At 57.9% G+C, this 11,989-nt stretch carries 8 protein-coding genes and 2 pseudogenes; 2 read left to right on the forward strand and 8 right to left on the reverse strand.

What is annotated here, in order from left to right; all coding sequences use genetic code 11:
• Window positions 1–90: 90 nt before the first annotated feature.
• The 6 genes from GR212_RS32895 to hflK (GR212_RS32920) all read right to left on the reverse strand — a co-directional run bounded on the left by GR212_RS32895 (window position 91) and on the right by hflK (GR212_RS32920) (window position 10,471).
• A complete protein-coding gene (locus GR212_RS32895; RefSeq protein WP_163993525.1) occupies window positions 91–1,533 on the reverse strand; it encodes a M81 family metallopeptidase in 1,443 nt (480 codons plus the stop codon).
• Between the two features lie 393 nt (window positions 1,534–1,926).
• Entirely contained in the window at window positions 1,927–3,285 is a 1,359-nt protein-coding gene (locus tag GR212_RS32900; protein ID WP_163993527.1) for a hypothetical protein, read from the reverse strand.
• A gap of 1,171 nt (window positions 3,286–4,456) precedes the next feature.
• The gene (locus GR212_RS32905; RefSeq protein WP_163993529.1) at window positions 4,457–6,400 is read right to left on the reverse strand and encodes a heavy metal translocating P-type ATPase; all 1,944 of its coding nucleotides are present in this window, start codon (window positions 6,398–6,400) and stop codon (window positions 4,457–4,459) included.
• On the reverse strand, window positions 6,397–7,437 hold the full coding sequence (gene hflK / locus GR212_RS32910) for a protease modulator HflK (RefSeq protein WP_163993531.1): 1,041 nt from the start codon (window positions 7,435–7,437) through the stop codon (window positions 6,397–6,399). The genes GR212_RS32905 and hflK (GR212_RS32910) overlap by 4 nt, the downstream gene beginning before the upstream one ends.
• A 2-nt stretch (window positions 7,438–7,439) precedes the next feature.
• On the reverse strand, window positions 7,440–8,450 hold the full coding sequence (gene hflC, locus GR212_RS32915; RefSeq protein ID WP_163993533.1) for a protease modulator HflC: 1,011 nt from the start codon (window positions 8,448–8,450) through the stop codon (window positions 7,440–7,442).
• A complete protein-coding gene (hflK, locus tag GR212_RS32920; RefSeq protein WP_163993535.1) occupies window positions 8,447–10,471 on the reverse strand; it encodes a protease modulator HflK in 2,025 nt (674 codons plus the stop codon). Before hflK (GR212_RS32920) ends, hflC begins: the two co-directional genes overlap by 4 nt.
• A 318-nt stretch (window positions 10,472–10,789) precedes the next feature.
• On the opposite strand from hflK (GR212_RS32920), the gene GR212_RS32925 reads away from it, so the two are divergent.
• Window positions 10,790–10,936: a hypothetical protein gene (locus GR212_RS32925; RefSeq protein ID WP_163993537.1), complete on the forward strand. Its 147-nt coding sequence runs from the start codon at window positions 10,790–10,792 to the stop codon at window positions 10,934–10,936.
• 328 nt (window positions 10,937–11,264) lie between these two features.
• Here GR212_RS32925 and GR212_RS32930 read toward each other — a convergent pair whose 3' ends face one another.
• Together GR212_RS32930 and GR212_RS37880 are read right to left on the reverse strand one after the other, a co-directional pair.
• Window positions 11,265–11,618, reverse strand: coding sequence for a TetR/AcrR family transcriptional regulator (locus GR212_RS32930; protein ID WP_246726161.1), 354 nt, complete (start codon window positions 11,616–11,618; stop codon window positions 11,265–11,267).
• A gap of 9 nt (window positions 11,619–11,627) precedes the next feature.
• Window positions 11,628–11,732: pseudogene (locus GR212_RS37880) on the reverse strand (hypothetical protein); the annotation flags it as partial.
• 107 nt (window positions 11,733–11,839) lie between these two features.
• Here GR212_RS37880 and GR212_RS32935 point away from each other — a divergent pair.
• Window positions 11,840–11,968: pseudogene (locus GR212_RS32935) on the forward strand (RNA-binding protein); the annotation flags it as partial.
• Between the last annotated feature and the right edge of the window lie 21 nt (window positions 11,969–11,989).

The following is an 11,989-nucleotide window of genomic DNA, read 5'->3' on the forward strand; positions in this document are numbered from 1 at the left end:
CGTAATGCGAAAGGCGACCTGCGGAAACGGGTCGCCTGTGTAATATGACGGAACGATTATGTTCGGGCTTTTCGGTGCTTGCCGGGACGGTCAGCGACCGATAGCGCGCGCCGAAAGTGCCGTTATGGGCGTGAAATCGAAATCCTTGTCAAAGGGATAGGTCGGCTTCGTCTTGCGCAGACGCGGCAGCCGCTCGACGAACTGGTCGACGACACCGGGCGACAGCGCCATCAGGTTCGGATTGGCGATCGGCGCCAGTTCCGGCGAGAGGTAGCCGGACTTGACGACGACGATCCGGGCCTTGCGTGGATCGAGCCCGAGACGGCTGAAATCGGCGATATTGTGATAGGGGCGGCGCTTGGCCGACAGCACCAGGTCGATACCGCCGATCGAAACCACGGCCTGCGCATCGCTCGGTTCGGTGACATCGAGCAGATACTTGACGGTAAAATTGCCCTTGACCGGCTGGCTTCCTTTCGTGTCGAGCGATGCGCCGACGGAGAGATCGAGTGTGGCGCCGACGCCTGCCGCATAGCAGGCTTCCGTCGCAGCCCTGTCGGCGATACCGGCGAAGATGACGCCTGCGGCGCCCTTGGCAATCAGTTCCGCCAGCACATCGGCGCGGTCGCCGACGCCGCCACCCGTCGGGTTGTCGCCGGATTCGGCCAGCACCACGGGCGCGGTCTCGCTCGCAATTGCTCTTGCGACGCATTCCCCGATCGAGCCGGTCTCGCAGCCGAAAACGAAATCCTTGCGCACATCCCAATAAGCTCGTGCCAGACGCTTTGCCTCACGCTCGAGCACGGCGCGATCCGTGCCGGTCATGATGGCGGCTGCCGTGGTGCGGGGCTCGTCGGCCCAGACGTAACCGACCATGAGCGACGCATCCCAGACGCCGTCGATGGCATCCATTCCAGGTAGCATATCGTAGAGGCTCTTGGCCGGCTCGTCGACGGTGCTGGTGCGCTCGCCCGGCAGGACCACCGGGATCGGCGCCCAGAGCAGGATCGGTTTCACGCCGGTCTTCAGGCTTTCCGTCAGCATCCTGACGGCGCGGCGCATGGTCTCCTCGACGTCGATATGCGGCGCGGTGCGATAGGTGGAGTACATGTCGAGCGCATCGATGATGCGTTGGGTGACGTTGCCGTGCAGGTCGTAGCTGGCCGAGACCATGCAGTTTTCGCCGACCATGGCGCGCGCAGCGCTGATCCAGTCGCCTTCGGCGTCCTCCATGCCTTCGACATACATCGCGCCGTGCATGGCGAGATAGAGCCCGTCCAGCGGCAGCAACGGCTTCAGACGCTCCAGGAATTCAGCCTTGAAGGCCTCATATGTATGGCGGGCGACCGGGCCGCCGGCGATGGCTCTGGCATGAATGGTCGGCAGGAACTCACCATCGTAATCCCCGAGGAAGGCGAAGTAGGGTGCGGCGGTCAAATCCGCGCCGCGCAAGACACGAAAGTCCTTCTCTTCATTCAGGACGGGATTATAGGTGCTGCATTCGATGTGAATGCCTCCGACTGCGATGCGCATGGGAACCTCAATAGGGAATCATACTGATCTCTCAGTATGTTGATTTTAAATCATAATTTCTATTTTTTCAATTTTAGTATCGCAGTTCGATACCGTGGGTCGTCGTTTATAGTTGTAAAGCGCGGTTTGCGGCCTCGGGAATTCCTTTCGCACCCTTAGATGATCACGAAGGCCGGAGCGACGACGGCGGTATCGAGAAAGCCTCAGATATGAGATCTGCTGCACCCTTTGCGAGAATATCCAACGGAAGCCCTTGAGTCACCAATTCCCTCTAAAGTCAAGATATCGTGCCTTATAGCAGGAACGGTCGACCATGTAAGGTCAGTATTTTATTGCGCAAACCGCCCAAAGCTCGTCTCGCGTATGCCTGGGATGGCAGCCGCGCTTAGCGGCTTACGGGAGTGTGATCTTGTATATTTCTGCCATGACGCTTGGCATGTCTGAAACACCGCCGATCCACAAATCTATCGAATCATCATATTCGTGCTCATATGGAAGGAAGGCTACTCCGGCGGCAAAGTCCTCCTCTCGATAGTAGGCAAGCGCGCGTTTCACCTCATCCAGAACCCTTTGCTCGATGATCTCCTCGGGCTGCTGCTTCTCGGGATTTCCGGCTGAATCATATTCTCGCACATCGTTGGCACTTGATCCTGAAATCAAAAGAATATCAGCTTTGCGGCCTGCAAGGGTGCGGCGTAGCATTGTAGTCGTTGCTTTCATTCGACATTCAAAGATGGAATCCAGTAATTTTCTATCACTCTCAATGTACTTTTGACCAACGAGCGGCGGGCCGTCTTGAAAAAATGACAACTTGGCCCTGATTTGGCTCATCTTCTGTCCTGCAAACTGCGCGCATCCCGTATTCGGGAAATTTGAGGCAAACCAGGACAGAGAGTTTTCATAAGTGGCGTCTAGCAATACGGTGCCGAGATACAAATCGTAGCCGACGACATCGTATCCCTCCGGAATGCCGCCCTCAATGTACATATTCCCCGCAAGGTCGTAGGTTGTTAGCCTTACGCGACTGAAATGTGTCACCCACTGCTTGAAAGCCGACGGATCTACGGTGGGATCGGTCTCCAAACCGCGCAGCACAGCGTTGCCGTGCTCATACCACCAGTCCCATTTCTTCGCGTATTCGCCGGATTCCTTGTCCATCTCGTATGCATAACGCCGGTCGAACATTCCGCCGGAAAAGATGACACCGAGCTTCACAGACTGGAGTCCACGCTTATCTAGTTCTTGGCGGGCGACAGCGCCGGCGCGTTCCATCTCTGATTTCGCTAAGCCATTTAGATAGGGTTCATCCGCGAGATATATCGTTCCGGCATTCTCGGAATATTTGGCGAGTAGGTCAAAGTACGGCGATAGGCGCTTCCGAATAGTAGCGTCGTCGGGGAACTGCTTCAGTTTCGGTGCCGGTAAAATTGGGTCAAAATGTTTGGTGTGCTTGGAACCGGTGCGATCCTGGTATTGCATCGAGATCGCATTAGACGGTTTGCGATCGGTCGCTATTCCGGTAAAATTGAAAGATACTTTAAAGGACGTTCCCGTGGCGGTCTTCAAGCTGGATTCTACTTGATTTGGATCTGCCGCGTTAACTATCGCGAAATCTACACGCCGAACTAGTTCGGGAGGTGTTCCGCGCGGGGTGAAGAAGCCCACGATGTGCACATCTGGTGATTGATCACTCCTGTCGCAGCCCACGCAAAACAAGGCAGAAATGCTCACCAATAGCGCGATGATTCTCATTCTCATTGCGTCCTAAAGTAGTTGCTATGCTCCCTCACACCACAGTCAGATCAACAAGTCTAGGGTGTGCGTCTTAAAGTAACAACCACATTGTGGAAAACAACAAGGCTATCGTTTGATGACCTCGTCAATCAGAAGGCCGATTTCACCGTCGATATTCGCGTCGCCTAAGGGGTTTATGACGTCATTTGGCGACTGGTGTCGTCGTAATTTTGCTGGGAGATGACGTGTCCTTCAATTCCATTGCCGACAACGAATTTTCTGCCGGCAAAAGGCGTTGAGAAAGTGACATAGAGTCAGGTCCCGACTTTGTTCATCACCGGTGCGACGTTGATTTGATCGCGGTCAAGGACGCGTATGGCCGTGATGAACCCGACTGCTATAGGTCTAGCAATTTCGCTGTCGGCATAAACCCAAGAGAAATTGGGGTAGTAGGCTGACGTCATATACATGTTGCCACCCTCCGAAGTACGATAGTGCGTGTCCCCGGCTTCAATATCGACATAACTTCCAGACGATACAGAACCGCTGCCAAGTTCACCGAAACCGTTGCCATTGATGGAAATGGCAACCTCATGAGCTGAGACCGGCGTTGTTGACTTGAATGCCTCCGCGCGAATTTGACGGAATGCCAGTATCGGTACAGTTTACCCGGATCATGAATGAGTAGCGGTCTCCGACCAGCCGATTTTTAAGCCGTTGACATCAGCAATGCTGGAGAAGGGCGAAGGGCGGGTTCTCCCTTCCGGCGACCTAAACCTGCGGGACCGTCCTCGACCCCAAATCGGTCATTCCATCGAGGTCCAGCCGAGTATGCTATTAAAAATTCGAGGCAACGGCCTTTTTGTGACCACGGGGTCGTGGGTTCTGATCCCTTCAAGACCTAACGGATCATTGTATATCGCGTTCAGTCACGATGGATCATGATGGTGCGCGCTACGGTGCACACGTCTCTTGCGTCTTTTCCGATTTGATCGAAAGTCCAGCCCTGGCTTAGCCTTTACTATCTCGTTAACCGCCTCTTCGGCTCAATATGTTTTCTTGAGGTCGTGATCTAAATCCTACCGCTCGTACCAATACCGATGTAAATCAATATCTATCAATGTCTTGGCGCGGATAGGCGAATACGAAATAATCCATTGGCTCGGCGATAGCGTAAGTTGATCTTGCCCTATGCCGTCAATGGTTCGTCATATCGCATCAGCCGCCCGGCGTTCGCCAGCACCAGCAGGGTGCTGAAATTATGAAGGAGGGCGGCGACAACGGCTCCCGCCGCTCCAAGAAAACCGAAACCCGCCAATACGACGATGGCCACGGTCCAGCCGAGGCCGATGATGATGTTGGTTTTCAATGTCCGGCGGCAAAGCCTGCTGAGGCGGATGCATGTGCCGAGTCGCCGCAGATCGCTGCTGATCAGGATGATGTCCGAGGAGGCGAGCGCGATATCGGCGCCGCCCGCGCCCATGGCAATCCCGACGGCCCCTGCCTTGAGGGCGAGCGAGTCGTTGATCCCGTCGCCGACGACCAGAGGTTTGAAGCCGCTTTTCGTTTCGCTCAGCACGCGTTTCAGCTTGTCTGCGGGCAGGGCCTCGGCCGCGACATCGGGTATGCCGATCTCCCGCGCCAGGGCTTGCGCGACCGATTGACGGTCGCCGGTGAGCAGAAGCTGACGGTTGAGCCCGAGCGTCCGCAGCTCCGTCATCGCAACCGCCGCCTCCGGCTTGACCGTGTCCGACAGGAGCAGCCAGGCGACAAACTCCTCGCCGATGGAAAGCCCTGCGAGCGGACCGTCATGCGAGGGAACCGGGGGAGCGACGACCGACAGGCGTTCGAACAGTTCGGGGCGCCCAAGGGCCACTTCGCCCGTTGCCGCACTGGCAACGACACCCAGTCCTTGCAGTTCCCTGACGTTTGCCAGCGGATGATAAGCGTCATGGGCGACGAGCGAAGCCAGCGCCCGGCTGACCGGATGGCTGCTGGCAGCGCCCAGGGAGGCCGCCAGGGCCAGAACGATTTCCCGGTCCGTATAGCCCGTCAGCCTGATTTCCTGCAGCCGAAGCCGGCCGAAGGTGAGGGTGCCGGTCTTGTCGATGACCAGGGAGCTCAAATCAGCCAGTTCCTCGAGAAATGCCGAGCTGCGGATGAGAATGCCGTGGCGCGCGGCGACCGCGATACCGGCAATCGCCGTTGCCGGTGCGGACAGTACCAGGGCGCAGGGGCAGGCCGCGACCAGGATCGCAAGCATGATCTGGTCATTGTAGGTGAGGAACCAGGCGATGGCCGCGATCGTCAGCACGAAGCCCAGATATTGTTGGGCGTAGCGCTCCAGCAGCCGGGTGATCGGTGGCTTCGAGTTTTCCGCACGCTGCATCAGCGCGATGACTTTTCCAAGCGTCGAATCCTCGCCGGTTCGGGTCACCTCGATCTCGAGACGGCCGTCCAGATTGATCGCGCCACCGAAGACCTCCATGCCGGCGGTAACTTCGAGAGGCACGGATTCGCCAGTGATCGGCGCGGTGTCGAGGCTTGCTTGTCCCTGCCTGACACGACCATCGGCGGGAATACAGTCTCCAGCTCTCACCTCCACCAGATCGCCTGGCTCCAGCGTGACATTGTCGACTTCATGGATCTCGCCATCCGGCGTGATCAGCCGTGCGTGGCTACGGGTCAGACGCGCCAGCGCCTCCATCGCTTCTTTCGATCCGATGACGCTACGCTCCTCCAGCACATGGCCGAAAATCATGATGATCGGGAGGAGGGCGGCGGTCAGCAGATCGCCCGTCGCCCAGGCGGCTAACATCGCCAGGGCGATCAACTGATCGGTGATGCCATGCAGGCTTGGATGGCGCAGGCTATGCCAACCGGAGCGAATGACCGGAATGGCAACGATCAGCGAGGCCGCCGCCAGCAGAAGCTGGCTCACACCCTCTTCGTCCGGCGCAAGCCAGCGCCAGGCAATGCCGAGCGCGAGCAGGCTCAAGGCGATCATGGCGAGGGTCAGCTGAACGGCCGCCGCCTGCTTTTCGTTGGCCGTCAGCAGGCCAGCACTGAGTAGATGGCCATGATGATGCGCGTGGCCCTGGGAGCCGTGGGAATGATCGGTTGCGACGCTCATTTGTCGGTTCCCTGCAGGATGAGGCGTGCATCGTCCCTGGGGTCGACCGTGACCACCGAGCCTGCTTGCGACAGGATTTTGGCAACGCGATCGCGATAGAGGCGCCAGAGAAGGCCGGGGTCGTTATCGGGACCTTGTGCGCTTGCAAAGCCGGTGACGGTGGCCGTGTCGGCGCGCGCCTTTGCCAGACGTTCGCTGGATTGAGCTTCCGCCACCTGCACGATCCGGTCGGCTTCCTGATCGGCAGCTTGCTTGTCCTTCTCCGCATCGTTTTGTGCTGACGCAATCGCCTGCTCTGCCTGCTGGCTTGCCGTCAGCACTCCGTCGAAAGCGCTAACGGCTGCTGTCGGAAGTGCGGATTGAACGTCGGCACGGTCGATCTCGACCCCGAGACCCATGCCCTTCGATTTCAACGAGATCAGGCTGGTGTTGATGCTGTTTACCAGGTCGGCCCGCAATCGCTCGCGGCGCTCGGCGACATCGCTGTCGGCGGAAACCAGTTCCGGGCGGGCGACCAGAATGCTGTCCAGGTCTCGCGAGGCGCAGATCACAACAGCGTTGCGGGTGACGAGGCGGTCGAGCGCCGGCAGAACATGGTCCTCTTGCAGGGCATAGGCGAGGGGATCGGTCACCCTGTAGAAGACACGGATGTCGAGTTGAACGACACTCGCGTCGGCGGTCAGCAGATATCCCGATCCCGCCAGTGTGTCGCTCTCCGTTGCCGCGTTGACCTCACCGCTCTGAGCCGCTGGAGAGCGAAGCAATCCATCGATCCGGCGTTCCAGAACCGTCGCGGCGGCGGGCAGAAGCAGGACCTTTTCGAAAGGCGCGGGTAGGGCCCACAGCAGGCCGGACTCCTGCACTCGGTTCAAGGCTCCCAGACGAAAGACGACGGCCCGATTTTGCGGTGCGATCTCCCTGATATTCGATGCTGCCCAGCCCACGGCCGCAAACACCATGATCCCAGACAGCAGCATGGACACCAGACGAACAGCCTGATGCTGCGCTGTCGAATTCCTATCCCCGACCGCACCCATCTCTAGTGTGCTCCGCCTACCGACGCGGCGCTGGGCGGACCATCGATCAAGGCCCGGAAAGGTGCTGCATCGGTGCGCAGGATGAGGCGCGTGTTGGAATTGACGATGGTGCCGAGCGTGTCGAGGGAGCGGAGCAGTTCGTAAAGCTCAGGCGCGCTTTTATAAGCCGTTCCATAGATCTTCGCCGCCTCGACGCGGGATTTCGCCTCTATATCGGCGGCCTTCACGGTCGCGTCCGCCTGCAGCACTCTCGCGTCGCGTTCCGCTGCCGAGCGGATTTCCGCCGCCTGGCGTTTGCCGATCGCTGCACGTTCGGTGGCGATCGTCTCACGCTCGGCCCGCATGCGGTCGACGGTGGCGTTCAGCGTCACCGAAGGCAGGGTCAGGCGCTCGATGCCGACATCAACAACCTGCAAGCCGTAGGTATCGAACAATTGCTGTGCGATCTGCACTTTGAGCTGGGCTTCGAGGGCATCGATCTGCAGTTTGGTCGGATCGGGATTGATCAGTGACGACAGGTCGAAATTGCTGGCCGTGGTCTCCAGCGACGAGCCGAGGAATGTGCGGATTTGCGCTGCCGCCTGGTCCGGCTGGTTCTGAACCGACCGCACGAAGCGCTTGATCGCCTCCGGATCCGGCGGAACCTGCCAGATCGCGTAGGCCTGTGCGATGATCCGCAGCCCATCCTTGGTTCCGACATCCTGCAGGCCGCTGGAGGTCGATTTGGCACGCAGATCGACGTCGATGGTCTTTTCCAGGGGAATGGGAAGCCGGAAGGCGAGACCGGGGTCGATCAGAACGCGCGCCGGATTGCCAAACCTGGTGATGATGGTCGCTGCCCCCGACCTTACCTGGACGAGACAGGCGGCGACCAGAATGATAGCGACGACGATCATCGCAACGACCAGACGGGACCACCGAAAGGGCATTGCTTCCTTGTGATCATCGTCGTGATCATGATGATGATCGTGCTCGTGATGATCCGATCCTGAATGGGCGTGCGTGTCAGTCATGGGCCGGTTTCTTCGCTTTGGTATGGGGTGTTAGGCTTGGCACTTGTGTCCGGATCCACCAGTGGCATCATGCTGCGGAGATCGAGGGTCGGAGCGATGCTTCCGCCGATACGGTGATCGAGGACGAGAGCCTTCGAGTGGGAGAGCCCCATCATCAGCTTACTGAAGTATTCCTCGGTCAGAAACGCTTGCCCCGCTTCGTGGAAGGCCGATTGCTCGGCCTGAAAACGCAACTCTGCGACCTCCGAGGCTGCGACACCTTCCCTTGCGGTTGCCGTCGCATTGTTCTGTGCGAGGCTGGCATTCAATTGCGCCTCATTCGTCTGTTCGGCGGCCGTTCCCCGCTCGCGCGCAACCAGCGCCTCCGCGTTGATCTGTGCCGCCTGGACCCCGTGAAAGGCATTGGCCGCGCCGGCGGGTGGGTGGATGGCTTCGACGACGACAGCCAGGATTTCGACGCCGCTGTTTTGCTCATCCATGTTTTTCTGGAGTGCCGAGGCGATATCGTTCGCCAGCGACAAACGGCCTTCGCTCAAGACATCAGTCAGTGTTCTTCTGGCAAAATCATGCACCAAGACGCGGTTTGCCGTGCTTTCGATCAAGGCTGGCAGATCGGCGACCCGATAGGCCGCCTTCATCGCCGCCTGGTCCGAAAGGCCGATGCGGTAGACGAAGCGCACGTCCATGTTGACGATCTGAAAGCTCTGCCCACCGCCGGTGCCACTGGCAATAAGCTGTGATTTCTCGCTGATGTGCGAGGCATCCCACAGTCGGTTTGCACTTTCGGGCGCGGGGCCCTCGGCATCGGCTAGCGGTTCGTCACTGTCGTTTGTGCTGACGGCGGTTGCCAGCTCGTGCACACTGCCGTTCTCAATGGGAATGACGCGGCCAAACGGCCAAGGAAGGCCGATGTGCAGACCGGAATGCAAAATAGCTTGGGCCCTGCCGAACTGCTCGTATACGCCCCGGCCGGTCATTGGAATTTCGCGCACGCCACTCAACAGCCAGCCCAGAAAGAGCGTTCCGAGAATGATGGCCGGAGCGGTCTTTCGAATGAACGAAAAGGCCCAGATCTGGCGGAGATCAATGCCATGCCTGGTCCGCAGCTCCAATTGAATGCTGACCAATGGCTGGGGCGGCCACTGAAGAGCGCCGGCGACAAGGCTTGTGGCGATCAGCGCCGGCTCGCGCCCGTCGTTTTGCGGGCGAAACATGGAGGCGAGCGCGCGCAACAGGAACTCAAGCCCGACAAGTGCGACAAAGCCTCCGAGCGCCGCCAGGAGCTTGATGGACAGCCCGGATCCGCGCGTGCTCAGGAACAGGCAGAAGCAAGACAGGACGAGCACGAAAATCGGCACGCGCGCCAATTGCGAAATCGCTTTTGCCTCGGGCCATTCCGCCGCATCAATCGCGGCCAGCCGTCGTTCCGTCACAAGCAAAAGAAAGGCGAAAGCCAGACAGGCCGCAATGATGAGGAGGAACGGCGTTCCGATTACTGTGCTATCCGCCCTCAATGTCCAGCCTGCGTAGACGATCAAGCATGCGAGCATGGATAGACTGGCGACCCAGAGCGGGCGAGCTCCGATCCGCAACAGGAGTGATCGCCCGGCGAAGAAAGCGCTTCCCGTCCATCGATCGATCCGATCCGGCCCTTCCGTCGGCTGCTGCGACCACGGCGACGTCACGAAAGCAATGAGCGATTGCGCGGGTTTCCCGAGCCGAATATCCGCGAGACCGGCTTTCTTTCGACGCCACTCTGCAACGTCGTAGGCAGATCGAAGCCCGGCGCCATACAGGATCAGTGCGGCGGCGTTATTGCAAAAGAGAGCCACCCAAATTGGGCTTAGGCCGAATGTATTTGCAATCATGGCAAAGAGCAAAAGCAGGGCCGCAAAGATTGAAACGCTGAAGCCCTGGCTTGCAAGATCATGGGCTTGGACCGCGGCAAGCTGGAAGTCTGCTCGGTTTTTGATCTCGGTAAGCTGCTGCGTATCGTCGGAACTCGTTTTCGGCATTCCCATACTTCATGCGCTCTTCCGCGCCGCATTAGAGAAAGGTTTTCTATCTATTTCGCCAGCACCGCGATCATTTGGCTGGAAGGATACGTTATTACGTATCATTGTCTTATCTGCAAGGCTTGGCCTTGATCAAGCAAAACCGGCTGATCAGCATCATTTATGCCGCGTAGCCTTGGAAACAGATACAGTTTAGCGAGGCCGAGCTTAGTCGCCGTCCTGAAGTCGATGCACGCATTTTAAACAGCGCCAACGGGATGCCCCGTGGTCATTCGCATCTAGCCCCTTGAGATAATTTATGAATGTTGAAGTACGACGGAGGTCGTGAGCGGCATCGATCGTCACCACATTCTCCGGCTCGCTGGTTACATTATTGAAGCTATCGTTTTGAAAGCCGGGGAAGGGCTTGGAGAGCATCTGGATCAGGCGGTTACTGGCCAAAACCTGACGATCGATTTCAATGTTCTATAATCCAACGATAATGTCATAATAATTCGAAAAGGGTCGCAGGTTCGATACCCTTTCAAGACCTACCCAAAGCGAGGTGCAGCACATCCAATGGCCTTAAAGCCTTAAGGTCTGAAGTCGTTGCACGGCGTGGAAAGCCATCAGCAATCACGAAATCCCATTGCGCAATCAGCATCGAGAGAACGAAGATTGGGTTGCTTTCAAGCAACCACATTCGTTGTTTTGTCAAGCTTGTCGAGCGTTTGTCTGCTCAATCAGAACTTCCGCCGCGTGCCACGCCTTTGTCGCCACTGTCGGGTCATGAAAAGCACGAACATCGATCGTCGCGCCATCAAGCAGAATTATCAGGATCGAAGCAATCCGTACCGCAGGGCCGTCCGGCAAAACGGTCTTCAGTATGTCGCCCATCCATGATGTCATTGTTCGTCTTGTACTGAATGGCGATCGTCGAAATCTTCGGATATTCGGTTCCAAATTCCGCGAGTGCGCACTCGAAAAGGCAGCCGGAAAATTCGGGGGTGGCAAACCATGCCTCGTGCCAGGCGAAAATAGCTCTCAACTGTTCCTTTGCCGAAGCCGCGGGCTTAACGGATGCACGAAGACTGGCCACGATATCTTGATAGCGACGGTCGAGCACCGCGCTGATTAGATCGTCCTTGCCCGGGAAATGGTTGTAGAGCGTCATACCGGCGACACCGGCTTCGACAAGAATTCGGTCGACGCCGACGGGATGAAAGCCGTGCCTTGAAAACAGGTCGGTTGCGACTTTGATAAGCTGCTCTTTTTCGAGCTCATTGATATCTCAGGCCAAGTTAAGTCCCGTATTAGGCATTGTTAGATCCGTTTGTCTAACGGTTTCCATATGGACAATATAGACCGATCGTTCTATCGAGTTTCTCGACCGCCGCCAGCTATAACGTCATATGCCAGTTTATCGCGTTCACACCGGATCAGATTGCACGAGACATCGAGGTGTTTGCGGGCAATTGTGGTCCGCACATCTTCATCTCTTCGGCTTCGGTCTACGAGAAGCCGCTGTCGTTTGGCCGTTAATTG

The sequence above is a fragment of the Martinezella lusitana genome, assembly GCF_010668395.1.
Classification (GTDB): Bacteria; Pseudomonadota; Alphaproteobacteria; order Rhizobiales; family Rhizobiaceae; genus Rhizobium; species Rhizobium lusitanum_A.